Below are 25,795 nucleotides of genomic sequence, written 5' to 3' on the forward strand. Positions count from 1 at the left end.
CTGGTGGTGGCTCCGGCAGTGGGGCTGAGGCACCGGCTCTGCCGCACTGCCATCGGTGTGTCGCTCACGCCTTCGGCGTGCGCAGCAGCGCCCCGATGTGTGCCGCCGCTGTCGACAGGTGACGGCGGGCGTCGCGGAGTTGGTCGGGTGTGACTCCGTGGTCCCGGGCGGTGTCGCGGATGTCGTCCCGGAAGCGGTCGAGCAGGCGGTCCAGGTCGCGGGCCGGGTCGCCGGTGGGGTCCTCATGGGCCCACGTCGGCTCGTACTCGGCCGGGAAGTCCTCCGGGGTGTGTGAGTACTCGGGCGCGGGCGCCGTCTTCCCCGCGTCGCCGTTGCCCCGTGCGAAGCCGAAGCCGAAGTCCTTCCCGAACTCCTTGCCGTAGTCCTTTCCGAGCTCGCCGAACTCCTTGGCCAGTTCGGTCAGGCCCTCCCGTACGCCCGTCGGCCAGTCGCCGCGTGCGAAGTGGTCCTGCACCTGCTCCTGGACCCGGCGGGCGATGCGCTGCACTTCCTCCTGTGCCTGTTCCCGGGCCCGCTCCTGCGCCTCCTTGGCCTGGTGGCGGGCCCGCTGGGCCTCCTCCCGCGCCCGCCGGCTCTCGTCCTTGGCGCGCCGGGCCTGCTCCTTCCACTCCTGCTTGACGCGGCGCATCTCCTCCTTGGCGGCGCGCCACGCCTCCTTGTCGGTGTACTCGCCGAAGTCACCGAAGGGGCCGCCCTGTTCGCCGTCGCCGGCCTTGGTGCCGGTGCCGCCGGGCCCGGTGCTCCGCCGGGCTTCGGAGGCCGCCGCCCGCATCTCGCGCCGCAGATCACCCGCCGCGCCGCGCACGTCGGCCCGGATCTCGGCGGCGAGTTCCGCGACCGACTCGCGGATCTCCAGTTCCAGGTCGGCCAGTTCACCGCTGCGGTCGGCCAGCTCGGCGCGGCCCGCGTCCGTGATGGCGTACACCTTGCGGCCGCCCTCGGTGGTGTGGGTGACCAGGCCCTCGGCCTCCAGCTTTGACAGACGGGGGTAGACAGTGCCCGCCGAGGGGGCGTACAGGCCCTGGAAGCGCTCCTCCAGGAGGCGGATCACCTCGTAGCCGTGGCGCGGGGCCTCGTCCAGCAGCTTCAGCAGGTAGAGGCGGAGGCGGCCGTGCGCGAAGACGGGGGACATGTCAGAGCACCTTCTTGTCGGTTGTACCGTCGGCCGGGGCGCTGGTCGAGCCGTCGCCCGGGCCGGAAACGGAATTGTCCCCCGAGCCGCTCCGCGGGCTGTCCGCCGGGTCGCCGGCGCCGGAGTCCATGGTGTCGTCCCACGGCTCGTCCTCCCGGGGTGGCCTGCGCAGGAGGGCGATCGAGCCGGAGATGGTGGTGGCCCGCAGCTTGCCGTTGCCCGGGCCGAGGCGGCCGGTGATCTTGTGGGCGCCCCACTGGCCGTGCACCCGGAGGCCGTCGAAGGCGTTGGAGATGGTCCCGCTCGCCGTGTTGGCCTCGACCTCGGTGTCGGCCGGCTGGGGGAGCCGGATGGCGATCTCGCCCGAGATGCTGGTCAGCCGGACGTCGGTGGGGCCGCCGGGGTCGAGGTCGACGATCATGGAGCCGCTGACCGAGTCGGCTCGCACGGCGCTGCCCGAGCCGTCGACGACGGTCAGATCGCCGGAAACGGAGTTGAACCGGAGGTCGCCGGTGACGGCCTGGGCCTCCAGGTTCCCGGCGACCGTGTCGGCGCGGACCGGGCCGGAGAGCCCGACGAGTGTCGTGTCGCCGGAGACCCCCTTCACCACGGACGGCCCGCGCAGCCCGGAGACGACGGCTCCCGCGCTGATCACACCCACCTCGACATGCGTGTCGGCCGGCACGGCGAGGGAGACGACGGCACTGCGCCGCCATCCCTTCCGGTCGAGCCACTTGAGGAAGCCCTTCCAGGGGAGGTCGTCGTACGCCACGGTGAGCGTGCCGCCCTCCTGGGTCACGACCAGGGGTGGGCCGTCGATCTCGGAGACTTCCAGGCGGGCGGAACCTTCGTCGGTGCCCACCACGTTCACTGTTCCGTCGACGATACGGACGCGGAGGGTGGTGACGGGATCGTCGAAGGTGAGCTTCGTGGGCTCGGTGACGGACCACTCGGACATCGGTTCAGACCTCCCGTAGCAACGCGCCATATCGCGTCTCCTGCTATTCACGATATATCGCGGTTCGGGAAAGTCAAGACACCCGTTCCGGGGATCTTTGGGTCATGGTGAGCGATCAAATGATGCTCAAATAGGGCGAATCGCCCTAGCGTGTGAGCATGTCGACGGAAGCATCCCGAACCGGTCCGGCCGGTCCCGCCGGTCGCGCCCCCGGCGCCGTGCTGCTCTGCCGGGCGCAGCCCGATTCCGTCGCCCCCGCGGCCCAGCTGCTGCGCGAACGCATGCTGCTCACGCGCGCGGGCGAGGACTGGAGCGTGCTCGTCCCCGAGGGCAGGCCCTGGCTGCACGGCGGCGAGCCCGTCGACCGCGTCCTGACCGGCTGGGCCACCGCACTCGCCGTCTGCGCCTCCTGGCCCGTACTCGCCCTGTGGTGGGACGCGGACCGCGCCGGTTTCGTCCTCGCCGTCGGCTTCCGCCGTCCCGTCGGCTACGTCTGGCTGGCCAACGGCACCCCCGCGGGCGAGGACGAGGCCATGCGCACCTTCGCCGCCCGCCTCGGCCTGGATCCGGTCCTCGACACGCAGTCCCTCGACCAGCTCACGAAACCGGCCGCCAGGACCGACGCCCGCGCCCGGCTGGGCGCCCTGCTCGCCGTCCTCACGCGCGCGGGAGTCACCCTCCCCACCGGCCTCACCCCCGGCGAACCCGTCGCCCGCCTCCACGAGGCCGCCCGCGCCCAGCCGGACGCCCGCCCGGTCGAGTGGCCCGGCCTGCGCGCCGCGGTCCGCACGGAGATCGACGCCGTGACCCGCCCCCGCCTCAGCCCCTGGCTGCCCTGGTCGGGCGACCCCCGAGCCCGCCTCCTGGCCCTCGCCCAGCTCACGGCAGGCCTCCCGGTCACTGCCTGGGGCGTACGGCGCCGCAGCGCCGGCTGGATCACGGCAGGGGCACTCCTGCTGGCGCACGGCGCGCTGGGACTGACGTACGACCTGGCACGCCCGCGCGACTGAGAGCACAAAAAAGGGGCGCCGCACGGGCGCCCGGCGAAACCAGTCCTACTCGTCCTGCCTGTCGTCCTACTCGTCGTCGTCCTCGTCGTCCAGCCGCGCCAGCCACGTCGCCAGCCGCTCCACCGGCACCTCGAAGTCCGGGTTCAGATCGACGAACGTCCGCAGCTGCTCGGCGAGCCACTCGAAGGTGACCTCCTCCTCGCCCCGCCGTTTCTCCAGCTCTTCGATGCCACGGTCCGTGAAGTACATGCCTCAAGGATAAGTGGGCGGAAACGACCGGGCCGCACCCCCCAGAGGGGATGCGGCCCGGTCACGTACGGCCTGCGAGAGCGGTTACGCCTCGAACACCTCACGCACCAGCTGCTCCTGCTCGGCCTGGTGCCGCTTCGCGGACCCGACCGCCGGCGAGGAGCCGTGCGGGCGGGAGATGCGGCGCAGGCGCTCCCCGTGGGGGACGTCCGCGCCGACCGCCAGGTCGAGGTGGTCGATGAGGTTGAGGGCGATGAACGGCCAGGCGCCCTGGTTGGCCGGCTCCTCCTGGGTCCAGAGGTACTTCTCGGCGTTGGGGTACTTGGCGATCTCGGCCTGGACCTCGGCACCCGGCAGCGGGTACAGACGCTCGAGGCGGATGATCGCCGTGTCCCTGACGCCGCGCTTCTGACGCTCGGCCTCGAGGTCGTAGTAGACCTTGCCGGCGCAGAAGACGACCTTCTTGACCGCGGCCGGGTCGACCGACGCGTCGCCGATGACCGGGCGGAACTGGCCCGTCGTGAACTCCTCCGCCTTCGACGCCGCGGCCTTCAGACGCAGCATCGACTTCGGGGTGAAGACGACCAGCGGCTTGTGGTGCGGGTTGTGCGACTGCCACCGCAGGAGGTGGAAGTAGTTCGACGGGAGCGTGGGCATCGCGACCGTCATGTTGTTCTGCGCGCACATCTGGAGGAAGCGCTCGGGGCGGGCGGACGAGTGGTCCGGGCCCTGGCCCTCGTAGCCGTGCGGGAGGAGCAGGGTGACGCCGGACGTCTGGCCCCACTTCTGCTCCGCCGACGAGATGAACTCGTCCACGACCGTCTGCGCACCGTTGACGAAGTCGCCGAACTGGGCCTCCCACAGCACGAGCGCGTCGGGGCGGGCCAGCGAGTAGCCGTACTCGAAGCCCATCGCCGCGTACTCGCTGAGCAGCGAGTTGTAGACGTTGTAACGCGCCTGGTCCTCGGAGAGGTACATCAGCGGCGTGAACTCGTCGCCCGTCGCGCGGTCGATCAGCACCGCGTGGCGCTGGCCGAAGGTGCCGCGCTGCGAGTCCTGGCCGGCCAGCCGGACCGGGACGCCCTCGAGGAGGAGCGAGCCGACCGCCAGGGTCTCGCCCATGCCCCAGTCGATGGTGCCGTCCTCGACCATCGTCGCCCGGCGCTGCAGCTGCGGCAGCAGACGCGGGTGGACGGTGATGTGGTCGGGGACGTTGAGCTGGGACTCGGCGATCCGCTTGACGACCTCCGTGGAGATCGCGGTGTTCACGGCGACCGGGAACTCCGGCTGCGGGTCCGCGGACTCCGACGACAGCGGCTGCGCGGTGGCCTCGCGGACCTCGGTGAAGACCTTCTCCAGCTGGCCCTGGTAGTCCTGCAGGGCCTGCTCGGCCTCTTCCAGGGTGATGTCGCCGCGACCGATGAGGGACTCGGTGTACAGCTTGCGCACCGAGCGCTTCTTGTCGATCAGGTCGTACATCAGCGGCTGGGTGAAGGCCGGGTTGTCCGACTCGTTGTGACCGCGGCGGCGGTAGCAGATGAGGTCGATCACGACGTCCTTGTTGAACGCCTGGCGGAACTCGAAGGCCAGGCGGGCCACGCGGACCACGGCCTCCGGGTCGTCGCCGTTCACGTGGAAGATCGGCGCCTCGATCATGCGGGCCACGTCGGTGGCGTACATGGAGGAGCGGGCCGATTCCGGCGCGGCGGTGAAGCCGACCTGGTTGTTGATGACGATGTGAACCGTGCCGCCGGTGCGGTAACCGCGCAGCTGCGACATGTTCAGGGTCTCGGCGACCACGCCCTGGCCCGCGAAGGCCGCGTCACCGTGCAGGGCCACCGGCAGGACCGTGAAGTCCGTGCCGCCCTTGTTGATGATGTCCTGCTTGGCGCGGGCGATGCCCTCCAGGACCGGGTCGACCGCCTCCAGGTGGGAGGGGTTGGCGGCCAGCGAGACCTTGATCTGCTCGCCGTCGAGACCGGTGAAGGTGCCCTCGGCGCCCAGGTGGTACTTCACGTCGCCGGAGCCGTGCATCGACTTCGGGTCGAGGTTGCCCTCGAACTCGCGGAAGATCTGCGCGTACGACTTGCCGACGATGTTGGCGAGCACGTTCAGGCGGCCGCGGTGGGCCATGCCGATGACGACCTCGTCCAGGCGGGACTCGGCGGCCGAGTCCAGCACCGCGTCCAGCAGCGGGATGACGGACTCGCCGCCCTCCAGGGAGAAGCGCTTCTGGCCGACGTACTTCGTCTGCAGGAAGGTCTCGAAGGCCTCCGCCGCGTTCAGGCGCCGCAGGATGCGCAGCTGCTCCTCGCGCTCCGGCTTGCTGTGCGGGCGCTCGATGCGGTCCTGGATCCACTTGCGCTGCTTGGGGTCCTGGATGTGCATGAACTCGACGCCGGTGGTGCGGCAGTACGAGTCGCGCAGCACACCGAGGATGTCGCGCAGCTTCATCATCGACTTGCCGGAGAAGCCGCCGACCGCGAACTCGCGCTCCAGGTCCCACAGGGTGAGGCCGTGCTCGGTGATGTCCAGGTCGGGGTGCTTGCGCTGGCGGTACTCCAGCGGGTCGGTGTCGGCCATGACGTGGCCGCGGACCCGGTAGGAGTGGATCAGCTCGAAGACGCGGGCGGCCTTGGTGACGTCGTCGTCGTGGCTGGCGTCGATGTCCTTGAGCCAGCGGACCGGCTCGTAGGGGATGCGCAGCGACTCGAAGATCTCGTCGTAGAAGCCGTTCTCGCCGAGCAGGAGGTTCGCGACGATCCGCAGGAACTCGCCGGACGCGGCGCCCTGGATCACCCGGTGGTCGTAGGTCGACGTGAGCGTCATGACCTTCGAGATGCCGAGCTTGTTCAGGGTGTCCTGGGAGGTGCCCTGGAACTCCGCCGGGTAGTCCATCGAGCCGACGCCCATGATGACCGACTGGCCGGGCATCAGGCGCGGGACGGAGTGGACGGTGCCGAGGCCGCCGGGGTTGGTCAGGGAGACCGTGACACCGGTGAAGTCGTCCATCGTCAGCTTGCCGTCGCGGGCGCGGCGGACGATGTCCTCGTAGGCCTGCCAGAACTCGAAGAAGTTCAGCGTCTCGGCCTTCTTGATGCCGGCCACGACGAGCTGGCGGTCGCCGTTGGGCTTCACCAGGTCGATGGCCAGGCCGAAGTTGACGTGCGGCGGCTTGACGAGGGTGGGCTTCCCGTCCTTCTCCGCGAAGTGCCAGTTCATCGACGGCATGGCCTTGATGGCCTGCACCATCGCGAAGCCGATCAGGTGCGTGAAGGAGATCTTCCCGCCCCGGGCCCGCTTGAGGTGGTTGTTGATGACGATGCGGTTGTCGAACAGCAGCTTCACCGGGACCGCGCGCACGGACGTGGCCGTGGGCAGCTCCAGGGAGGCGTTCATGTTCTTGGCGACCGCGGCGGCCGGGCCGCGCAGCGTCACGAACTCCGGGCCCTCGGCGGAGGCGGCGGGCGCTGCCTTCGGGGCCGCGGCGGCCGGCTTCGCGGCCGGAGCCGGAGCCTTGGCCGGCGCGGCGGCCTGTGCGGGCGCAGGAGCGGCTGCCGCGGGCTTCGGGGCCGCGGGAGCCGGGGCGGCCGCGGCCGGAGCCTGGGCGGGCGCCTGGGCCTGCGCCGGCGGGGCGGCAGGCGCGGGGCGGGCCGTGGTGGTGGTCTCTGCGGCCCCCGCGGCCGCAGTACCCGCCGGAGCCGAGGCGGTGGCCGCCCCCGGCTTGTAGTCGGCGAAGAAGTCCCACCAGGCTCGGTCTACCGAATTGGGGTCCTGGAGGTACTGCTGATAGATCTCGTCGACGAGCCACTCGTTCGGACCGAAGGCCGCTGCGGGGTTCTTACCCGCTTGGTCTGCGTCGGTGGAGATGCTCGAGTTACTGGGGGACTGTGGCGACACGGCGGCAACCGCCCTCTTCCGCTTCACAAGGTGATGGACAGCGGGAATAAAGGCTACGCCTCCAAGACCGAGAAGGTCAGGCCGGGTCCGTCCATCGTCGTGTAAGTCACATCAAACAGCGAGTTTCAGGGGTGGAAATGGCGGGAAACAAGCGAGGTTCCGCTTCATCCGGGATGGGCTGAGCCGGCCTCAGCGCGACGACGGCGCGGGCCTGTGCCTGATCACACGTGTCCGTCAGCACGGAACGACCGTGGATCTTGTGGCTCCGTTTCGAACTTTACGTCAACTTGGCAAAGATGGAAGTCCCGGAAGGGTGACAAGGATCCGGCAGCCCCGCTCGGATTCGGCCACTCCGATCCGGCCGCCGTGCAGATCCACCGCCCAGCGGGCGATCGCCAGGCCGAGACCCGTGCCGCCGTCGCTGCCGGGACCGTGCGGCCGGTTGACGCTGCCGCGGTTGAACCGCTCGAAGACCCGGTGCCACTCCGACCGCGGAATGCCGGGGCCCTCGTCGAGAACCTCCAGCTCGAGCGACTCGGAGCCGCCCCCGCGCCGCGCCTTGACCGTGACCCGGCCGTGCGGCGGACTGTGCTTGACCGCGTTGTCGATGAGGTTCGCCACGACCTGGTGGATCCGCTCCGGGTCCGCGTGCGCGGTCAGCTCCGGCGGGGACACGTCGAGATGCAGATGGACGTCCGTCCGCGTGTGGCTGCCGGATCCGGAGGCGATGCCCGCGCGCGCGGAGGCGACCATGTTGGCCTCCTTCAGGACCCCCGACAGGTACGGCCACACCTCGAACCGCCGCTTGCGCAGCGGTACGACCCCGTTGTCCAGCCTGGACAGGTCGAGGAGCGTCTCCACGAGACGACCCAGCCGCTCCGTCTGCTTCAGGGCCGTCCGCATCGTCTCCTGGTCGGCCTGCGTGACGCCGTCGACGATGTTCTCCAGGACGGCACGCAGGCCCGCGATGGGCGTGCGCAGCTCGTGCGAGACATTCGCCACGAGCTCCTTGCGCGCCTGCTCCTGCGCCTCCAGGTCGTCCGCCATGCGGTTGATCGTCTGGGCCAGGTCGCCCAGCTCGTCCCGGCGGTTCTCCCGAACCCGGCGGCTGTAGTCGCCGTGCGAGATCGAACGGGCCACCGCGTTCATCTCGTCCAGCGGCGAGGTGAGCGAGTGCGCCACGAACTGCGTAATCAACAGTGTGGCGATCATCGAGAAGACCGTGATGAAGCGCAGCTCCGTCTTGGTCTGCACCGCGATCACCAGCAGACCCGTGGTGATCAGCACCGAGATGACGACCAGAGCGCCCAGCTTGGTCTTGATCGAGAACGGGCGTACGCCGCCCCAGGGCTCCCCGGGGCGTCTTGGTGCGGCCGGCCCGTCGCTCATGGCGTCGGCGTCTCCAGGGCGTAGCCCACGCCGTGCACCGTGCGGATCCGCTCGGCGCCGATCTTCCGCCGCAGCGCCTTGATGTGGCTGTCGACCGTGCGGGTGCCCGAGGCGTCCGCCCAGTCCCACACCTCGGCCAGCAACTGCTCACGGGAGAGCACCGCGCGCGGGGTGTTCGCCAGGCACACCAGGAGGTCGAACTCCGTGGGCGTCAGGTGCACGTCCTCGGAGCGCACCCGCACCCGGCGCTGCGCGTGGTCGATCTCCAGCTCGCCGAGCCGCAGGATGCCGCTGCGCGGGGTCGACGCCGCGATCGCGGCCCGCTCCACCCGGCGCAGCAGGACGTGCACGCGCGCGGCCAGCTCCCGCATGGAGAAGGGCTTGGTCATGTAGTCGTCGGCGCCGACGCCGAGCCCGACCAGCATGTCGGTCTCGTCGTCCCGCGCGGTGAGCATCATCACCGGCACCGGCCGGGATGCCTGCACACGCCGGCAGACCTCCAGACCGTCGAAGCCGGGCAGCATGATGTCGAGGATCAGCAGATCGGGCTGCCATGCCTCGGCGGTGTCCACCGCGGACGGACCGTCGCCCGCCGTTTGCACGAGGAATCCCTCGGCGCGCAGGCGGGTCGCGATGGCGTCCACGATCGTCGGATCGTCTTCGACGACAAGCACCCGTCGCTGTGCGCCCGGGGTCGTCGCCGTGCCGTTGTGGGAGGTGTGTGTCTGCTCCATCGCCCGCCCCTGAGGTGTGCAATTCCGGAACCAGTGGGGTGATCCCTTGTCTGCGCATGACTGCGCTTGACGCTTGAATGATCGGCGTCAGGGAAGCAGAGTACGGGGAGTTACCTCGGCTTTGCTATCCAGGTCGGACGGCAAGGTGCACGACGTCCGGAACGCCCCGGGCAACCGGGATCTCTTCGGTACGCACCCGTTGGAACCCGGCATTCCGTAGGGATCCTTCAAATTCCGGAGAGGGCTGGGCCGACCACACGGCCAGTACCCCTCCTGGCCTCAACATCCTTGCGCAGCTTGCCAGTCCGGCCTCGGAGTACAGTCCGCCGTTGCCCTCGGTGACCGTCCAGCCGGGGCCGTTGTCGATGTCCAGGCACAACGCGTCGAACGTGTCGCATGTCTCATTGACGAAAGCGACAAGATCGGTTTCCACAATGTCGGTGCGCGGATCCGCGAGGGCCCGCGCCGACAGCGCGGACAGCGGCCCGGCGCGGTGCCAGTCGATGATGGCGCGCTCCCGCTCGACCACGGTGATCCGGCCCCAACGGGAATCGGCCGCGGCGTGCGCGAGCGAGAACCCGACGCCGAGACCGCCGATGAGCACGCTCGGCCGACCGCGACCCCCGAGCGCGTCCAGCGCCGCGTCCACGAGCCGCCGCTCCGAGCGGCCGTCGGAGGTGTCCATCAGGAAACAGCCGTTGGCGATGATCTGCAGCAACTCACCGTGCCGTCGCAGCACGACCTCGCCGTGCGGGCCCTCGCGCCGGTCCAGGATCTGGGGAATGTCGTACGAGGTGGACATCGGCCCATTCTTGCAGGTGGGAGAAGGCCGGGCCGATGGAATCACCTCGGACGGCGACCGTGGGTCCTCGGCCACGAGGGCTTCGCCATGGCCGGGCGCGAAGTGGCTGCACATCCTTGAGAAGTGACTGTGAATCGGCACCCGGGTGGCGCCCGTCACAGACAGCGGCTGCACGGGGCACGGAGGCTGGGGTGAAACGGAAGGAGCGCCTCACCGTGGAACGGACTGAGACGGACGGTACGGCGGGTTCGCCGGCGCCCGCGCCGAGCGATTCGTCCGTCCCTCAGGATGTGCCCCCTCCGCGCTACGACGCCTGCCTGCAGGACGTCTCAGGACTGCTGGACGGGATGCCGCGCCAGCGAGAGGCGCCTGCGACCATGCCGGTTGGACCGCCGGTTGCGCCCCTCGCCGTCGAGCCTCCGGAAGCCCGCCCCGGCCCCCGCCCCCGCCCCTGGCGCCTGCTCCCCACCCCCACCGGCACACCGTTCACCTTCGGCTACGGCGTCGTCCTCGCCGTCACCTCACTCGTCACCGAGTACGCCGACCCGGCCGTCGTGCACGACCTCCACCAGGCCTCCAGCACCGATGTGGCGCACCTGGTGCAGACGCCCGCACTGGTGCTGCTGACCAGCGCGTTGTGGATCGCGGGCGGGATCCTCTCGCCGTTCGCGATCGGTTTCCTGCTCGTCCTCACCGCACTGGAGCGCCGGATCGGCGGGCTGCGCACGGCCGGGGTCTTCCTGCTCGGGCATGTCCTCGCCACCCTCGCGACCGAAGTCCCCATAGGGCTCGCGGTCCTGATCGGCCACCTGCCCGACAGCTCGCTGCACCGCCTCGATTACGGCGTCAGCTTCGGCGTCGCCGCCGGGGTGGGCGCCCTGGCCGGACTCCTCACCCCGTGGCTGCGCTGGCCGCTGCTGGCGGTGTTCGGCGCGATGCTGCTGCGGAGTCTGCTGGCGTTCACGGACCCGATGACCGACTGGGGGCACCTGACGGCGTTCGCGATCGGCATCGGGACCTGGCCGGTGGTGCGGGGCTGGTACCGGGCACGGCTCGCTGCGGGCCCCTTGCCCGGGGTCGCCTAGGGCCGCGGGCCGCGGCCAACTCCCGTGCGAGCGCTGGTGCGGGGTCATGGCGTCGGACTTGCGGCGCTGTGTCGGCCTGGGCGGGCCGGTCAGCCGGCGGGTGGCGTCCAGACGTACGGCGTGGTCGTGGTGACGGCCTGGAAGCCCAGGCGGCGCAGGATGGGCGCGCTGTCGTCGGAGGCGTCGACGTGCAGGTACGTGACGCCCCGGGCGGCGGCGAGCCGGGCCCGCTCGGCCACCAGGGTCCGGTAGATGCCCCTGCCGCGCCACTCGGCGAGCGTGGAGCCGCCCCACAGGCTCGCGAACCCCGTGCCCGCGCGGAAGACCAGCCAGGCGGCGCAGACGACCTCCCCGCCCGCCTCGGCCACGTACACGGCGATCTCGTCCGGCGCGGCGGCCACCCGGCCGATCAGGTCCTCGGCGAGCCAGCTCCAGTCGTCGTCCCACACGACCGACTCCATGTCCGCGATCCGCCGCAGGTCCGCGTCCGCCGTCACCCGGCGCAGCGCGACACCGTCCGGCAGGACCGGCTGTCGTACGGCCATCTCGGCGGCGCGTCCGACAAGTACCGTCTCCCGCTCCTCGGGTACGAACCCGGCCGCCCGCAGCCGGTCGGTGAGGTCGGCCGGGACGTCGTGCGCCCGGGTCTTCCACTCCACCGCCTCACCGCGCGCCGCGAAGAAGTCCCGCTGACGCGCGATCAGTTCATCCAGCACGTCGCCCTCCACGCCGAGGTCGCGCGGCCCGCTGACGAACCCGCGGAACTGCCCGACGATCCGCAGCAGCGGCCCGTCGTGTTCGTACGTCACTCCCGCGGGCGGATTCGGGGGAGCACCGCGCATCTGGTCGTCGTAGGCGGCGAGAAGGGGGCCGGTGGTGGCTGTTTCTGTCACCGGACGACGGTCGGGTGAGGGGGCAAGCGAGGGCAACCGGTTTTTCCCCACCGGCCTTGGGTCTGCACGCGCGCGTGCAGGTGCCCTCCAGGGCGAACCCGGCCTTCGCGGCGAGGCGGCAAGACGCGTGGTCGGCCACCGAGTGCCGGGAAGGTCCGGCAGAGGTTGAGCGTTGTCGGACGTACGGCCCGCAAGGACGACCGAGGGTGTGGGAGTGACATGCCTGGTCAGAGGGCAGTCCGAGCGTGATCGCTCACAGCGAACGCAACCCGGGGAACATCCAGAGGCTCCCGTGCATTGAGTCGGCATAGCTCAACTTGACTGCCGAAGGGGAGATCATGGCTTCGACGTCCACACCGCTCACCCTGCCTGTGCTGCCGCTCGACGACGAGGTCGTGCTGCCCGGGATGGTGGTTCCACTGGACCTCAATGACGCCGATGTGCGCGCCGCGGTGGAGGCCGCCCAGGCCGCCGCGCGCTCGGAACCCGGCAAGCCCAGGGTTCTGCTGGTGCCACGCATGGACGGGACGTACGCGAGCACCGGCGTGCTCGGCACGATCGAGCAGGTCGGCCGGCTGGCCGACGGTGACCCGGGCGCGCTGATCCGCGGCCGGAGCAGGGTGAAGATCGGTGCGGGGACCACGGGCCCGGGTGCCGCCCTCTGGGTCGAGGGCACCCGTGTCGACGAGAGCGTGCCCGAGCCGCTGCCCGGGCAGGTGACCGAACTGGTCAAGGAGTACAAGGCCCTTGCCACCGCCTGGCTGCGCAAGCGCGGCGCCTGGCAGGTGGTCGACCGGGTCCAGGCGATCGACGACGTGTCCGCCCTCGCCGACAACTCCGGTTACTCGCCCTTCCTGACCACCGAACAGAAGGTGGAACTCCTGGAGACCGGCGACCCGGTCGCCCGGCTCAAGCTCGCCACCCAGCACCTGCGCGACCACCTCGCCGAACAGGACGTCGCCGAGACCATCGCCAAGGACGTCCAGGAGGGCGTCGACAAGCAGCAGCGCGAGTTCCTGCTCCGCCGCCAGCTGGAGGCCGTACGCAAGGAACTGCGCGAACTCAACGGCGAGTCGGAGGGCGAGGAGTCCGACGACTACCGTGCCCGCGTCGAGGCCGCCGACCTGCCCGAGAAGGTCCGCGAGGCCGCCCTCAAGGAGGTCGACAAGCTGGAGCGGTCCAGCGACCAGTCGCCCGAGGGCTCATGGATCCGCACCTGGCTCGACACCGTCCTCGAACTGCCGTGGAACGAGCGGACCGAGGACCAGTACGACATCCACGGCGCCAAGACGATCCTGGACGCCGAGCACGCCGGCCTGGAGGACGTGAAGGAGCGGATCACCGAGTACCTGGCGGTGCGCAAGCGCCGTACCGACCGCGGGCTGGGTGTCATCGGCGGGCGCCGAGGCGGTGCCGTGCTCGCGCTCGTCGGCCCGCCCGGTGTCGGCAAGACCTCGCTCGGTGAGTCCGTCGCGCACGCCATGGGGCGGAAGTTCGTCCGGGTCGCCCTCGGTGGTGTCCGCGACGAGGCCGAGATCCGCGGTCACCGGCGGACGTACGTCGGCGCGCTGCCCGGCCGGATCGTCCGCGCCATCAAGGAGGCCGGGTCCATGAACCCGGTGGTGCTCCTCGACGAGATCGACAAGGTGGGGTCCGACTTCCGGGGCGACCCGGCGGCCGCCCTCCTGGAGGTCCTGGACCCGGCGCAGAACCACACCTTCCGGGACCACTACCTGGAGGTGGAGCTGGACCTGTCGGACGTCGTCTTCCTGGCCACGGCCAACGTGCTGGAGGCCATCCCGGAGGCGCTGCTCGACCGTATGGAGCTGGTCCGCCTCGACGGCTACACCGAGGACGAGAAGATCGTCATCGCGCGTGACCACCTGCTGCCGCGCCAGCTGGAGCGGGCGGGGCTCGAGACGGCCGAGGTCACCCTCGACGAGAGCGCGCTGCGCAAGCTCGCCGGCGAGTACACGCGCGAGGCGGGCGTCCGCAACCTGGAGCGGTCCATCGCACGGCTGCTGCGCAAGGTCGCGGCCCAGCACGAACTGGGCGAGCGGAAGCTGCCGTTCACCGTCCGGGACGAGGACCTGCGCGGCCTGATCGGACGGCCGCACCACGTGCCCGAGTCCGCACAGGACCCGGCGGAGCGCCGCACAGCCGTGCCGGGCGTGGCGACGGGCCTCGCGGTCACGGGCGCCGGCGGTGACGTCCTGTTCGTCGAGGCGTCGCTGGCCGACCCGGAGACGGGCGCGGCGGGCCTGACCCTGACGGGCCAACTGGGCGACGTCATGAAGGAGTCGGCGCAGATCGCGCTCAGCTTCCTCCGCTCGCACGGGGCGGAGCTGGAACTCCCCGTGGCCGACCTGAAGGACCGGGGCGTGCACATCCACTTCCCGGCGGGCGCGGTCCCGAAGGACGGCCCGAGCGCGGGCGTCACGATGACGACGGCACTGGCGTCGCTGCTGTCGGGCCGTCTGGTCCGCACGGACGTGGCGATGACCGGCGAGGTCTCGCTGACCGGCCGGGTCCTCCCGATCGGCGGCGTGAAGCAGAAGCTGCTGGCCGCGCACCGGGCAGGAGTGACGACCGTCGTCATCCCGAAGCGCAACGAGCCCGACCTGGACGACGTCCCGGCCGAGGTCCTGGACAAGCTCGACGTCCACGCCGTCACGGACGTCCGCCAGGTCCTGGAGCTGGCGCTGTCCCCGGCGACGAACGGGGCCGCGCCGGAGGTTCCGGTGGCGGCGTGACGGGCGCTGCCGGATGAGGGAAGGCCCGGGTTTCGTGAGGGAGGCCCGGGCCTTCGCCTTGCCTGTTCCTCGGTCCGGAGGAGGCGCCCTGCCACAGGGTGCGGTACGACCATCCCGCCGACGGCGTCTCCACCGTCGAGGCGTAGCGGGCGACCCCAGCGGGCTGGCGGCGGCGAAGCCCGTCCGACGGGCCAGCCACGCACGGAGAGCGCCGGGTCGGAAGGGGCCCAGAGGCTGCCGTTGGTCCAGCCCTGCGAAATACTGACGGAGCTGCGGCGATGACAGGCGTTCGGCGGAAACTTTCAGTACGGGAAAACCGAGGCAGGGGCTGACGTGCACGACAACGGGATCGGCGACGGACGCGGAGTCGAACCTGGGGGTGCCCCCTCCGGGGGAGTGTCCGCGAGCGGTGTGGACCAACCCGCGTTCCTCGCCCTGGAACGCGAACTGACCGTCCTGCTGCGACGCGCCCGTGCCAACCAGGGCGAGATGGCCCGTGAGGTCCACCCCGACCTGGAGTCGGCGGCGTACGGCCTTCTCGTACGGCTCGACGAGTGCGGCCCCCAGCGTGCCACCGAGCTCGCCGCGTACATCGGCGTCGGCAAGGCCACGATGTCCCGCCAGCTGCGCGCCCTGGAGGACCTCGGCCTGGTGACCCGCGAACCCGACCCGGCGGACGGCCGTGCCTGGCTGGTCGCGCTCACTCAAGAGGGCCACGACCGGGTACGGCGGGTGCGCGAGGCCCGCCGGGCGCGGTACGCCGGGCGGCTTGCCGACTGGGATACGCGCGAGGTGGGGGAACTGGCGCGGTTGCTGCAGCAGTTGAATCGAGGGATGGAGAAGTAGAGGCGGGCCACCGGGCAAGTCCGCGTCACGCCCGTGCACACCCGGAGTCACAGCTCCACGAACACCACCGTCGCATCATCATGCGTCTTGCTCCGCCCCAGAAACTCCCGAGCCCCCGCATCCCCCCGCTCCAGCCCTCGCACCCGCTCCACCAACGCCCCCGCCCCCTCCTTGCGCACGAACCGGAAGCAGTCCGCCCAGTCGCCCTCCCGGAAGGTCTCCACCCACCGGGTCGCCCCGTCCGTCAGCGCGGCCAGGGCGCGGACCTCAGCCCGCGCTACGACCCCCGTCACCGCCCGCCCCGCCACCGTCGGATCCGCCGCGGCCGTGAAGAAGCCGCCCTCCTTGTTGCGGATCTCCGCGTCGATGAGGGCGTCCGTGGCCAGGGCGGCGCGGGGGAGGAGGGCGAGGCGGTCGTCGAGGTGGGGGGTCACCGTGCCGTCGGGGGACTCGACCAGCAGGGCCGAGTCGGACAGGACCAGGTACTCCACCGACTCCGGCGACCAGCGCGCCACAACCACGGTTGCCTGTGGGGTGCGTGGGTGAGAAAGGTCACAAGTGGTGTAGTGGGCCTCGGCTGTTCGAAGGATCGCCCGCGAGAGGATCTCCGGCAGCGTCAGATCTCGGCAGGAAACGGTCAGTTCGGTCAGTGCGCCGCCGAGGCGGGACACGAACCAGGGAACCGAATGCAGACAGTCTGTCGAAGTCCGCGGGGGTGTCACTCCATCCAGGACGACCAGCGCGCCGCCCAGTCCGGAAGCCGGTAGGGCGACGCCGGCGAAGTCCTCGTTGGGGCGGGTCGGATCGCCGGGCTCCGAAACAAGTTCCGTACGCATCCGGCCAGTCTGCACGAGCTCTTCACAAGGTGCGCGAAAGGCTGGCATCGGTTGCCGAATCGACGTACACGTGCAGGTCAGGCGCCTGGTTTGGGGTGGAATGAATCCCTCCGGGAAGGCGCGGCGGCGAATACTGCCACTGCCCGCCGCCGACGTCCAACCGGCCCGCCGTGCAAGGGTGTCGCACGGGCCGGAGTGACTTGCCCGCCAACTCGGGTCCGATGTTCACTCCTTCGGGTGGCGGGCCCAGCGATGCGCGACCACTGCCCACCGGCACTGGGAGGGTCGGGGACCGTACCGGGTGTACGCAGAGTCGGCAGTCAGTGACGGAGCGTAGCCCGGCCCATGGGTACTCACGAGTCAGGAATGCGAGCACCGGTGCAGAAGACGCGGCCTCGTCGTACAGGCAAGAAGGCGGCCTCCGAAAAAGGCGTGGACCCCACGCCCGGCACCTCCGGCACCCCCGGTACCCCCGTCGGCAAGGGCCGTCCCACCCACGTCCGTAACCGACTCATCCTCGCCGTCACCGTCGTGGCCGCCGCCATCGCCGGAGCCGGTGTGCCCTCCCTGGTCACCGCCTCCGGGGAGCTGAGCGACTCGCAGGACCTGGTCACGCTCGCCGAGCAGACCCAGGACGCCCTGGCGCTCGCCCACTCGCTCGCCGACGAGCGCGACGAGGTGACGCCGTACATCGCCGCCGGACGGCCCAAGTCCAAGGCGCCCAGCGAGCAGCGCAGCGTCCGCGTGGACCGGCAGGTGGAGGAGCTGCATGCCGACACCGACCTGCCCGCCACCCTCCGCGGCGATCTCGACGGCATCGCGGCCGTCCGCCGGGCGGCGCTGAGCGGCAAGAGCAGTGCCCTGGAAGCGCACCAGGCGTACTCCGCCGCCATCAACGACCTGCACCGGCTCGCCGAGGACCTGGCCGAGCAGCTGCCGCCCCGCGCGGGCTCCGGCGGGTACGCCCTCGCCGAGCTGGACTCCGCCGTCCAGCAGGCCGCCGCCACCCGAGGGCTCCTCCTCGCGGCCCTCGCGGTGCCGACGACGACCCGGACCGTCGTGGACCCGATCACCGGCCTGGCGTCCACCGAGACCACCTCCTCGGACGCCGACGCCAAGCAGCGCGACGCCCTCTCCGCCGCCGCCCAGCAGGCCCGCGTGCGCTCCGACGCCGCCCTCGCCGACTTCGCGGACACCGCGCCCACGACGGCCAAGGCGCGCTACGACTCCACGGTCACCGGCCCCGAGATCAACTCGGCCGACAAGTACCTCGCCACCCTCACCGACCAGCCGACCCTGTCCGACGGCGAACTCGGCACCAGCGCCACCAAACTCGACGCCGCCCTCTCCGCCCGCATCGACGCGATGCGCGGAGCGGAGGCCGCCCTCTACGACCGCCGGGTCAAGGACCTCGCCCAGCTGCGCGACGACGACGTCACCGCGCTGGAGATCCGCATCGCCGTCCTCGGCGCCCTGATGCTGCTGGCCGTCGGTATCGCCACCGCCATGGCCCGTACGCTCACCCGGCCGCTGTCCGTCCTGCGCCGCGGCTCGGCCCGCCTCGCCGGCGCCGAGGACCCGACCGCCGAGGAACCGGTCGCCTTCACCGGCCGCAACGACGAGTTCGCCCAGGTCGTCCGCTCGGTCAATGCCCTGCACGCGCACGCCGCCGCCCTCGCCGAGCGCGTCACCACCCTGGAGGCCGACCGCAAGCACCTGGTCGGCCAGCGGCAGAAGATGGCCGACGCCCGCGAGCAGCTCAAGGCCGAACTCGCCGAGTCCGCCGCGCAGTTGGAGCGGTTGCGTACCACCATCGGCGCCACCTTCGTCAGCCTCGCGCTGCGCACCCTGGGCCTCGTCGAGCGGCAACTCGCCGTCATCGAGGGCCTGGAGGAGCGCGAGCAGGACCCGGACCGGCTCGCCACGCTCTTCAAGCTCGACCACTTCGCCACGGTCATGCGCCGGCACAGCGAGAACCTCCTCGTCCTGGCCGGCACCGAGCACGTCCAGCAGAGCGCCGGCCCCGTCCCGCTCGTCGACGTCGTGCGTGCCGCGGTCAGCGAGATCGAGCGCTACGAGCGGGTCCGCATCGCCGCCCTGCCGCCGCACGCCCACATCGCCGGGTTCGCCGCGGACGACCTCTCCCATCTGCTGGCCGAGCTGATGGAGAACGCCACCTCGTTCTCCCCGCCCGACCTGCCCGTCGAGGTCTCCGCCTGGCTCCTGGAGAGCGGCGAGGTCATGCTCTCCGTCCAGGACGAGGGCATCGGCATGGCCGGCGACCGCCTCACCAGGCTCAACAGCCGCCTCGCCGACTTCGACCCCGAGACGACGTACGACTCCTACGACCAGGAGGACGAGGAAGGCCTCGGCCTCGGCCTGTACGTCGTCGCCCGCCTCGCCCACCGGCACGGCGTCCGCGTGCAGTTGCGCGAGCAGAAGCAGGGCGGCATCGCGGCCGTCGTCGTCCTGCCCAAGACCCTGCTGGCGCCCGCACCGACCGCCGCCGTCCCTGCCGCGTCCTCGCCCATGTCCGGGAGCGGCACGCACGCCTTCTCCCTGCCCGGCGCGGATGCCGAGGTCAACTCCAATGTTCTGTACGGCCGTTCGGAGAACGGCGACCCCCTGGTCGCCCTCGCGGAGAAGGCCGTACAACGGTCGGAGGGGGAGACCCCAGCCGAGACCACGATGGAACTCCTGATCCCCGAACCCGCGGCGGACGGAACAGAACCCGTCGAAGGCGAAGGCAAAGGCGAAGGCAAAGGCGAAGGCAAAGCTGAAACCGCAGCCGCAGCCGCAGCCGACACCGCAGCCGAAACGGAACACGAGCGCGTCCCCGACGAGCCGGAGGAACTCGTCACCGACAAGGGCCTCCCCAAGCGCACCCCGAAGGTCACCGCACCCACCCAGGCACCGCGCCAGCGCAGTGGCTCCGTGGACGCCGAAGCACTCCGCCGCCGCCTCGGTGGCTTCCGCCGGGGGGCGGAGGCCGGCTACCGGGACGTAGAGGCGGAGATCGCCGAACAGACAGGCACCCACAAGGCGCCCGTCAGGGAATCCGCAGCATCCGAAGAAGCCACGGGGGGCACCGTCGAGGAGGCAAGCAGTTGACCGCGCCCAGTACCTTCGGACTGAGCCGTGAGGCCCGCAATCTTCACTTTCTGCTGACGAATCTCGTCGAGGAGGTGCCGGGCATCCGGTCGGTCGCCGTCGTCTCCTCCGACGGTCTGCTCCTGCTCTCCTCCGACGCCGACCGCAACGCGCAGGCGCGGGAACCCCGTCAGGACAAGCCGTCCGGCCCGCGCGGCTCCGCCGCCGACCTCGCCACCATCGTCTCCGGCATCGGCAGCCTCACCATCGGCGCCGCCAAGCTGATGGACTCCGGTCCGGTGAAGCACACCATGGTCGCGATGGAGGAGGGCAGCCTGTTCGTGATGTCGATCAGCGACGGTTCGCTGCTCGGCGTGCACGGCGCCGCCGACTGCGACATGAGCGTCGTGGCGTACCACATGGCGCTGTTCGTGGGCCGGGCCGGCCACGTCCTGACCCCCGAACTCCGCAGCGAGCTGCGGCAATCCCTGGAGAACGAGTCGACGCCGACGGGGAGCACCCGATGAGCGGTACACCGAACAGGCTTCCCGTGCGCGGCGCCGACCGCAAACCCGCCCGCGTGCGCCCCTACTCGCTCACCGGCGGCCGTACCCGCTTCGGACACGTCCTCCTGGTGGAGACGTTCGTGGCCACCACCGCCGCGATCGAGGCAGCCGAGGAGCGCAGGGAACTGACGAACGGTTCCCTGCACAGCCGGGTCATGCCGGAGATGCGGGCCATCGTCGAACTGTGCCGCCGTATGCGCACGGTGGCGGAGATCGCCGCGCTGCTGAAGATGCCGCTCGGCGTGGTCCGGGTGCTCCTCAGCGACCTCGCGGACCAGGGAAAGATCCGGGTGTACGGAACAGGAACCGGTCACGGCACGGGTCGGCCGGACCGCGCTCTGCTGGAAAGGGTGCTGAGTGGACTCCGTCGTCTCTGACGCCGTTGGCGTCTCCCCGCTCCTCGAGGAAGAGGGGCCGGTACAGCCCTGGCAGACGGACCGTACCCGTGCCCCGATCGCCACGAAGATAGTCGTGGCGGGCGGCTTCGGCGTCGGCAAGACCACGCTGGTCACCGCCGTCTCGGAGATCACGCCCCTGCAGACCGAGGCGCTGATGACCGAGGCGAGCGAGGAGCACGACGACCTCACCGCCACGCCGGAGAAGCTGACCACCACCGTGGCCATGGACTTCGGCCGCCTCACGCTCGACGACGACCTGGTGCTCTACCTGTTCGGCACGCCGGGCCAGCAGCGGTTCTGGTTCATGTGGGACGACCTGGTGCGCGGCGCGATCGGCGCGGTCGTGATGGCCGACACCCGCCGGCTGAAGGACTGCTTCCCCGCGCTCGACTACTTCGAGAGCTGCGGGATGCCGTACGTCGTGGCGGTCAACCACTTCGACGGCAGTGAGCGGTTCGAGCCCAAGGACGTGCGGGAGGCGTTGACGATCCCCGCGCACGTACCTGTCATGATCATGGACGCGCGCCGCAGGATATCCGTCATCGAGACCCTGCTGTCCGTCGTCGGCCACGCGCTGGACGTCACCCCCGAGTAGGCCCGGGCAGAGGCGTGCAGACCCGAGCAGACCTGAGCAGCACCCCGAGTAGGAGAACACCACCCGCATGCGGAAGATACTCGTCGTCGGAGCCGGCCAGTCCGGACTCCAGATCGCCCTCGGACTCCAGTCGAACGGGTACGAGGTCACCCTGATGTCCAACCGGACCGCGGACGAGATCCGTACCGGCCGGGTCATGTCGACGCAGTGCATGTTCCACACGGCACTCCAGCACGAGCGCGATCTCCAGCTGAACTTCTGGGAGTCCCAGGCCCCGAAGATCCAAGGACTCGGCGTCTCGGTCGCCGCCCCCGGCTCCTGGGGCGAGGGCCCCGCGGCCCGCGCGATCGACTGGGTGGGCACGCTCGACGGGTACGCGCAGTCGGTCGACCAGCGGGTGAAGATGGCCGGCTGGATGGAGACGTTCGCGCAGCGCGGCGGCCAGCTGGTCATCCACGGCACGGCGGTCGGCGACCTCGACTACTTCTCCCGCGCCTACGACCTGGTGCTGGTGTCGGCGGGCAAGGGCGAGCTGGTCTCCATGTTCGCCCGGGACCCCGAGCGCTCCCCCTACAGCGAGCCGCAGCGCGCCCTCGCGGTGGCCTACGTCCACGGTCTCGGCCCGCGCCCGGAGCACCCGGACTACGACGCGGTCCGCTGCAACCTGGTCCCCGGCGTCGGCGAGCTGTTCGTCATGCCGACGCTCACCACCTCCGGCCGCGCCGACATCCTCTTCTGGGAGGGCATACCCGGCGGCCCGCTGGACGTCTTCAACGGCGTCAAGGACCCGGCGGAGCACCTCTCCCTGACCCTGGAACTCATGGAGAAGTACACGCCCTGGGAGCACGCGCGGGCCTCCAAGGTCGAACTGACGGATGCCGGTGGCACGCTGGCCGGCCGCTACGCGCCCACGGTCCGCAACCCTGTCGGCCGCCTCCCCGGTGGCGGACTGGTCCTGGGCGTCGCCGACGTCGTCGTCGCCAACGACCCGATCACCGGGCAGGGCTCCAACTCCGCGTCCAAGTGTGCGGCAGCGTATCTCGCGTCGATTCTCGAGCGCGAGGACAAGCAGTTCGACGAGGAGTGGATGCGGGCGACGTTCGACCGGTACTGGGACACCGCGCAGCACGTCACCAAGTGGACCAACGCGATGCTCGGGCCGCCGCCGGAGCATGTGCTGAACCTGATCGGGGCGGCGGGGCAGCTGCCGCCGGTGGCTGATCGTTTCGCCAACGGGTTCGACGATCCGGCGGATTTCGAGAACTTCTTCTACGAGCCGGAGAAGACGGGGGCTTACCTCGCCTCGGTCACTGGGGCTCAGTCGCCGTAGAGGTCGGCTTGTCCGGACGTACGGCTCCCAGGATCGGATACGACGCGATCGGGGAGATCTTGATCTTCTCGCCCGGTCTCGGGGCCTCGACCACCTCGCCCTCACCCATGTACATGGCCACGTGGGTGGCATCCGGGTGGTAGATCACCAGGTCACCCGGCCTCAGCTCGTCGAGCGGAATGCGCTCCAGCTGGGCCCACTGTTCCTGGCTGGTACGGGGGATCGGGGTCCCCGCGTGGGTCCAGGCCTGCGAGGTCAGCCCCGAGCAGTCGTACGTCTTGGGGCCCTCGGCGCCCCATTCGTACGGCTTCCCCAGCTGCCGTACGGCGTAGCGCAGCGCCCGGTCGCCCTGCGGGGACGGTTCGCGTTCGCTGCTCAGGGCGCCGGAGGTGATGAGCTTGTCCTGGGCCTTCGCGATGCCCTTCTCCTCGAACTCGGCCAGGGCGGTGAGCTGTTCGGCGGTGAGGGAGGCGAGGAGCTCCTCGACCTCCTTCAGTCGCTTGTGTACGGCGTCCCCCTCCTTCTTCTGGCGGGCGGCGAGGGTGAGTTGGCCGTCCAGGGCCTTGCGGGCCTCGCGGGCCAGATCGTCGGCCTTCTTCTCGCTGCCGGTGAGGCGGCCCACCGTCTCGGCGCGCTCGCGTGCCAACTGGCCGATCACATGGCCCTGGTCGAGGGCGTGCTGGGGGTCGCGGGCGAGGAGCAGGCGTACGTAGGGGGAGATGTCGGTGCTGTTCTGGTACTGCTGGCGGGCCAGCCGGCCGGCCGCTCCCCGGCTGTCGTGCAGGGAGAGCCGGGCGCGGGACAGCTCGGTGTCCAGGCGCCTGACCTCGGCGCGCCGCTTCTTCAGCTCTTCCTCGGTGGCGTTGTACGTCTCGGTGGCCTGCTCGGCCTCCTGGTACAGGCGCTGAAGGTCCGTCAGCAGCTCGGCGACGGACCGTCCGGCGGGTTCCGGGGGCTCGGGCACGGCCGCCGCGGGCAGTGGCGCGAGGACGGTTCCGGCCGCGATCGCCGCCGTACAGACGAGACGCAGAAGCCTTCCTGACACGTCATCACCTCCGGTGCGGGGCAGCCCTTCCGCTCCGCACCGCGAGCATGAGACGTGGGTGCCGGGTCCGCGCGCCGAGTGTGCGCGGTTCGGCGCAACGGGGTCACCCGTCGGTGGCGTCCGGCTTGCCGCCCGGCGTGCCGCCTGGCTGGGTGTCCGGCTCGGTGTCCTGTTTGGCGTCCGGTTTGGACCAGGGCCACTTGCGTCGGCCGGCCTGTCCGGTGGGGTCGTACTCGTACTTCCACCCCTGGTGGAGCCCGAGCCGCTTGCTGTGCGCGCGCGGGACCCTGCGGTAGACGAGCACGGTCGGCGGGCCGCCGGCGGCATCCGGGACCGGGATGCGGTACGTCTTGGGCGGGTGCCCGGTGGCGCCCAGCAGGACGGGCAGGACCCGCCCGTCCATGGGGCCGCCCTCGAAGGGGGTGTCTTCGCTCTTCACGGCACCAGTGTCAGCCATCCACCGCGAGCGCCTCGACCAGCGTGGAGGTCTGCGGGTCCCGCCGTGCCGTCACCGACAGGACCGCCACGAACTGCTCCACCAGCCAGTCCCGCAGCTCGTCGGCGGGCGGCTGCTTGTTCTCGTCCAGCCAGATGAGGGAGGCCGCCTCCACCGCCGTGATCCACATCCGGACGGTCATCCGGAGGCGGGGGCCGGGGTCCGTGACCTCCAGGTGCCGCATGATGTGCTCGGCCGCGGCCCGCCGTACGCCGTCCACTGTGGCCGTCGTACGGGACGTCTCGACGACGCTGCCGCCCTGGAGCAGCGCGCTGAAGCCGGCGTCGTGCTCGTCGACGAAGGTGAGGTAGCGGTCCAGGGCGCGGGCGAGGCGGGGGAGGAGGGGGCCCTGGCGGGGCTCGTCGAAGCACTGCTGGAGTTCCTCGGCGGCGGACCGGAGGGCGGCCTCGTACAGCTGCTGCTTGCCGCCCGGGAAGTACCGGTACACGAGCGGCCGTGACACTCCGGCCGCCTCCGCCACGTCGTCGAGCGACACGTCCTCGGGCACCCGGTGCGCGAAGAGCGACAGCGCGGCGTCGAGCAGCTGACTGCGCCGCTCCTCGACGCTGAGGCGGCGGTAGGCGGGAGTGGGGGCCGAGGGGGTCATGACGGGCAGCGTAACCGGCATGCCTCGGCAGGTGAGCGGGCGAACCGGCCGGTACTCGGCCACCAGGCCTAGATCAGCAGACCCTGGCCACCAGGCCCTAGGCCAGCAGGCCGGAGGACCTCCACAGCCGCCGCCCGGCTCCCCTCAGCACCCCGATGTCGTCCAGGAAGTCCGTCAGCTTCTTCGCCCCCGTCTGCATGACCTCCCGCCGATGCACGCTCGCCTTCACCTGGGCCATGGCCTCCCGGCGGTCCAGCCCCACGTTCGGGTACACCTCGGGGTTCACGAACGCCACCGAGAACACCCGCGCGAACTCGCCGGAGGTGATCCGGGTGAACTCCTGCGACCACTTCGGCGCCGTCAGCATCTGGCGCCGCAGCTCCTCCCGGGCGTACCGCACATGGCGGGCCTCCTCGACCACGTGGATCCGGGTGACCCCGCGGATCAGGGTCTGCACCCGCTCGTCCGGGAAGGTCAGCCGCTGCATCCAGTCGAGGACCTCCTCGCCGAGCAGCGTGGCGGTGAAGGAACCCGGTGTGGTGGAGATGGTCTTGAACAGCCGGCCGAGGTGCTGGTGTGCCCGGCTCACCGGGTACCAGGGCGTCCCGCCCTGCGAGATCAGCCGGGCGAACATCTTGGAGTGGCGGCACTCGTCCTCGATCTCGGTGAGCGCGTACCGCACATGGGCGCTCGTCGCCGCCTTGTCGTAGACGTGCCGGACGAGCAGCTGCATCAGGATGAGCTCGAACCAGATGCCGAGCGAGGCGAGCGCGGCGGCCTCGTGCCGGGAGAGCAGGATCCGCTGCTCCTCGCTCATCCGCTGCCACATCGGGGTGTCGTACAGCGACACCAGCTCCGGCGGCCAGAACCACTTGCCCTCCTCGAAGGGCGCGTCCCAGTCCAGCTCCTTGTCCGGGTCGAAGGAGTGCCTGGCCGAAGAGGCGAGCAGCCGCTCGGCCACCTGCTCGCGGTCCTTGAGCAGCCCGAGTGCGTCACGCAGCCCGTCGAGCGCGTCGGCTTCGGTCAGGGTCGTCATGGCTGGTCCACCTAAGTCACCCGG

Annotated in this window: 22 protein-coding genes; 9 read left to right on the forward strand and 13 right to left on the reverse strand. The window is 70.9% G+C overall.

Translation table 11 applies throughout. From position 1 onward, the window contains the following. Positions 1 to 64 precede the first annotated feature (64 nt). Positions 65 to 1,153 carry a helix-turn-helix transcriptional regulator gene (locus QFZ76_RS33955; RefSeq protein WP_307677262.1) on the reverse strand — a complete coding sequence of 363 codons (1,089 nt, stop codon included), beginning with the start codon at positions 1,151 to 1,153 and terminating at the stop codon, positions 65 to 67. Position 1,154: 1 nt separating this feature from the next. After that, on the reverse strand, positions 1,155 to 2,111 hold the full coding sequence (locus tag QFZ76_RS33960) for a DUF4097 family beta strand repeat-containing protein (RefSeq protein ID WP_307677263.1): 957 nt from the start codon (positions 2,109 to 2,111) through the stop codon (positions 1,155 to 1,157). A 158-nt stretch (positions 2,112 to 2,269) separates the two neighbouring features. Here QFZ76_RS33960 and QFZ76_RS33965 point away from each other — a divergent pair, with 158 nt between their 5' ends. Then, a complete protein-coding gene (locus tag QFZ76_RS33965; protein WP_307677264.1) occupies positions 2,270 to 3,121 on the forward strand; it encodes a hypothetical protein in 852 nt (283 codons plus the stop codon). A 66-nt stretch (positions 3,122 to 3,187) separates the two neighbouring features. Here QFZ76_RS33965 and QFZ76_RS33970 read toward each other — a convergent pair whose 3' ends face one another. From QFZ76_RS33970 to QFZ76_RS33990, 5 genes are all read right to left on the reverse strand, one after another. After that, positions 3,188 to 3,370, reverse strand: coding sequence for a DUF6104 family protein (locus QFZ76_RS33970; RefSeq protein WP_019075209.1), 183 nt, complete (start codon positions 3,368 to 3,370; stop codon positions 3,188 to 3,190). 84 nt (positions 3,371 to 3,454) lie between these two features. Then, positions 3,455 to 7,270, reverse strand: a complete 3,816-nt coding sequence (locus tag QFZ76_RS33975) for a multifunctional oxoglutarate decarboxylase/oxoglutarate dehydrogenase thiamine pyrophosphate-binding subunit/dihydrolipoyllysine-residue succinyltransferase subunit (protein ID WP_307677265.1) — start codon at positions 7,268 to 7,270, stop codon at positions 3,455 to 3,457. A gap of 282 nt (positions 7,271 to 7,552) precedes the next feature. After that, complete coding sequence (locus tag QFZ76_RS33980) at positions 7,553 to 8,659, reverse strand: ATP-binding protein (RefSeq protein WP_307677266.1); 1,107 nt, start codon at positions 8,657 to 8,659, stop codon at positions 7,553 to 7,555. After that, positions 8,656 to 9,393 carry a response regulator transcription factor gene (locus QFZ76_RS33985; protein ID WP_217239405.1) on the reverse strand — a complete coding sequence of 246 codons (738 nt, stop codon included), beginning with the start codon at positions 9,391 to 9,393 and terminating at the stop codon, positions 8,656 to 8,658. Before QFZ76_RS33985 ends, QFZ76_RS33980 begins: the two co-directional genes overlap by 4 nt. Before the next feature lie 124 nt (positions 9,394 to 9,517). After that, on the reverse strand, positions 9,518 to 10,195 hold the full coding sequence (locus QFZ76_RS33990) for a spermidine synthase (RefSeq protein ID WP_307680211.1): 678 nt from the start codon (positions 10,193 to 10,195) through the stop codon (positions 9,518 to 9,520). A gap of 215 nt (positions 10,196 to 10,410) precedes the next feature. Between QFZ76_RS33990 and QFZ76_RS33995 the strand changes: the two genes are divergently transcribed. After that, complete coding sequence (locus QFZ76_RS33995; RefSeq protein ID WP_307677267.1) at positions 10,411 to 11,280, forward strand: rhomboid-like protein; 870 nt, start codon at positions 10,411 to 10,413, stop codon at positions 11,278 to 11,280. 89 nt (positions 11,281 to 11,369) lie between these two features. Here QFZ76_RS33995 and QFZ76_RS34000 read toward each other — a convergent pair whose 3' ends face one another. Then, the gene (locus QFZ76_RS34000; protein WP_307680212.1) at positions 11,370 to 12,122 is read right to left on the reverse strand and encodes a GNAT family N-acetyltransferase; all 753 of its coding nucleotides are present in this window, start codon (positions 12,120 to 12,122) and stop codon (positions 11,370 to 11,372) included. A 389-nt stretch (positions 12,123 to 12,511) separates the two neighbouring features. Here QFZ76_RS34000 and lon point away from each other — a divergent pair, with 389 nt between their 5' ends. Further along, the gene (lon, locus tag QFZ76_RS34005) at positions 12,512 to 14,926 is read left to right on the forward strand and encodes an endopeptidase La (RefSeq protein ID WP_307677268.1); all 2,415 of its coding nucleotides are present in this window, start codon (positions 12,512 to 12,514) and stop codon (positions 14,924 to 14,926) included. A gap of 333 nt (positions 14,927 to 15,259) precedes the next feature. Beyond that, a complete protein-coding gene (locus QFZ76_RS34010; RefSeq protein ID WP_373464386.1) occupies positions 15,260 to 15,772 on the forward strand; it encodes a MarR family winged helix-turn-helix transcriptional regulator in 513 nt (170 codons plus the stop codon). 47 nt (positions 15,773 to 15,819) lie between these two features. Here the strand turns inward: QFZ76_RS34010 and QFZ76_RS34015 are convergent, their stop codons facing one another. Beyond that, positions 15,820 to 16,608: a protein phosphatase 2C domain-containing protein gene (locus tag QFZ76_RS34015; RefSeq protein WP_307677270.1), complete on the reverse strand. Its 789-nt coding sequence runs from the start codon at positions 16,606 to 16,608 to the stop codon at positions 15,820 to 15,822. 378 nt (positions 16,609 to 16,986) lie between these two features. Between QFZ76_RS34015 and QFZ76_RS34020 the strand changes: the two genes are divergently transcribed. From QFZ76_RS34020 to QFZ76_RS34040, 5 genes are all read left to right on the forward strand, one after another. After that, on the forward strand, positions 16,987 to 19,719 hold the full coding sequence (locus QFZ76_RS34020) for a nitrate- and nitrite sensing domain-containing protein (RefSeq protein WP_307677271.1): 2,733 nt from the start codon (positions 16,987 to 16,989) through the stop codon (positions 19,717 to 19,719). Beyond that, positions 19,716 to 20,225 carry a roadblock/LC7 domain-containing protein gene (locus QFZ76_RS34025; protein ID WP_307677272.1) on the forward strand — a complete coding sequence of 170 codons (510 nt, stop codon included), beginning with the start codon at positions 19,716 to 19,718 and terminating at the stop codon, positions 20,223 to 20,225. The genes QFZ76_RS34020 and QFZ76_RS34025 overlap by 4 nt, the downstream gene beginning before the upstream one ends. Then, on the forward strand, positions 20,222 to 20,641 hold the full coding sequence (locus tag QFZ76_RS34030; protein WP_307677273.1) for a DUF742 domain-containing protein: 420 nt from the start codon (positions 20,222 to 20,224) through the stop codon (positions 20,639 to 20,641). Before QFZ76_RS34025 ends, QFZ76_RS34030 begins: the two co-directional genes overlap by 4 nt. Further along, positions 20,622 to 21,257 (forward strand): ATP/GTP-binding protein, encoded by a 636-nt coding sequence (locus QFZ76_RS34035; protein ID WP_307677274.1) that lies wholly within the window; start codon positions 20,622 to 20,624, stop codon positions 21,255 to 21,257. Before QFZ76_RS34030 ends, QFZ76_RS34035 begins: the two co-directional genes overlap by 20 nt. A 67-nt stretch (positions 21,258 to 21,324) precedes the next feature. Next, on the forward strand, positions 21,325 to 22,587 hold the full coding sequence (locus QFZ76_RS34040; RefSeq protein WP_307677275.1) for a styrene monooxygenase/indole monooxygenase family protein: 1,263 nt from the start codon (positions 21,325 to 21,327) through the stop codon (positions 22,585 to 22,587). Here QFZ76_RS34040 and QFZ76_RS34045 read toward each other — a convergent pair. From QFZ76_RS34045 to QFZ76_RS34060, 4 genes are all read right to left on the reverse strand, one after another. After that, positions 22,565 to 23,632 (reverse strand): C40 family peptidase, encoded by a 1,068-nt coding sequence (locus QFZ76_RS34045; protein WP_307677276.1) that lies wholly within the window; start codon positions 23,630 to 23,632, stop codon positions 22,565 to 22,567. The genes QFZ76_RS34040 and QFZ76_RS34045 overlap by 23 nt on opposite strands. Positions 23,633 to 23,735: 103 nt before the next feature. Continuing rightward, the gene (locus QFZ76_RS34050; RefSeq protein WP_307677277.1) at positions 23,736 to 24,071 is read right to left on the reverse strand and encodes a hypothetical protein; all 336 of its coding nucleotides are present in this window, start codon (positions 24,069 to 24,071) and stop codon (positions 23,736 to 23,738) included. A gap of 10 nt (positions 24,072 to 24,081) precedes the next feature. Further along, positions 24,082 to 24,735 carry a TetR/AcrR family transcriptional regulator gene (locus QFZ76_RS34055; protein WP_266433855.1) on the reverse strand — a complete coding sequence of 218 codons (654 nt, stop codon included), beginning with the start codon at positions 24,733 to 24,735 and terminating at the stop codon, positions 24,082 to 24,084. A 97-nt stretch (positions 24,736 to 24,832) separates the two neighbouring features. Continuing rightward, positions 24,833 to 25,771 carry a diiron oxygenase gene (locus QFZ76_RS34060; protein ID WP_307677278.1) on the reverse strand — a complete coding sequence of 313 codons (939 nt, stop codon included), beginning with the start codon at positions 25,769 to 25,771 and terminating at the stop codon, positions 24,833 to 24,835. Between the last annotated feature and the right edge of the window lie 24 nt (positions 25,772 to 25,795).

The sequence above is a fragment of the Streptomyces sp. V4I2 genome, assembly GCF_030817655.1.
GTDB lineage: Bacteria > Actinomycetota > Actinomycetes > Streptomycetales > Streptomycetaceae > Streptomyces > Streptomyces plumbiresistens.

Bases quoted from the DNA above. Each gene is read 5' to 3' on its own strand.
- QFZ76_RS33955 (WP_307677262.1), bottom strand. From the start codon at position 1,153: ATGTCCCCCGTCTTCGCGCACGGCCGCCTCCGCCTCTACCTGCTGAAG.
- QFZ76_RS33960 (WP_307677263.1), bottom strand. From the start codon at position 2,111: ATGTCCGAGTGGTCCGTCACCGAGCCCACGAAGCTCACCTTCGACGAT.
- QFZ76_RS33965 (WP_307677264.1), top strand. From the start codon at position 2,270: ATGTCGACGGAAGCATCCCGAACCGGTCCGGCCGGTCCCGCCGGTCGC.
- QFZ76_RS33970 (WP_019075209.1), bottom strand. From the start codon at position 3,370: ATGTACTTCACGGACCGTGGCATCGAAGAGCTGGAGAAACGGCGGGGC.
- QFZ76_RS33980 (WP_307677266.1), bottom strand. From the start codon at position 8,659: ATGAGCGACGGGCCGGCCGCACCAAGACGCCCCGGGGAGCCCTGGGGC.
- QFZ76_RS33985 (WP_217239405.1), bottom strand. From the start codon at position 9,393: ATGGAGCAGACACACACCTCCCACAACGGCACGGCGACGACCCCGGGC.
- QFZ76_RS33990 (WP_307680211.1), bottom strand. From the start codon at position 10,195: ATGTCCACCTCGTACGACATTCCCCAGATCCTGGACCGGCGCGAGGGC.
- QFZ76_RS34000 (WP_307680212.1), bottom strand. From the start codon at position 12,122: ATGCGCGGTGCTCCCCCGAATCCGCCCGCGGGAGTGACGTACGAACAC.
- lon (WP_307677268.1), top strand. From the start codon at position 12,512: ATGGCTTCGACGTCCACACCGCTCACCCTGCCTGTGCTGCCGCTCGAC.
- QFZ76_RS34015 (WP_307677270.1), bottom strand. From the start codon at position 16,608: ATGCGTACGGAACTTGTTTCGGAGCCCGGCGATCCGACCCGCCCCAAC.
- QFZ76_RS34030 (WP_307677273.1), top strand. From the start codon at position 20,222: ATGAGCGGTACACCGAACAGGCTTCCCGTGCGCGGCGCCGACCGCAAA.
- QFZ76_RS34040 (WP_307677275.1), top strand. From the start codon at position 21,325: ATGCGGAAGATACTCGTCGTCGGAGCCGGCCAGTCCGGACTCCAGATC.
- QFZ76_RS34055 (WP_266433855.1), bottom strand. From the start codon at position 24,735: ATGACCCCCTCGGCCCCCACTCCCGCCTACCGCCGCCTCAGCGTCGAG.
- QFZ76_RS34060 (WP_307677278.1), bottom strand. From the start codon at position 25,771: ATGACGACCCTGACCGAAGCCGACGCGCTCGACGGGCTGCGTGACGCA.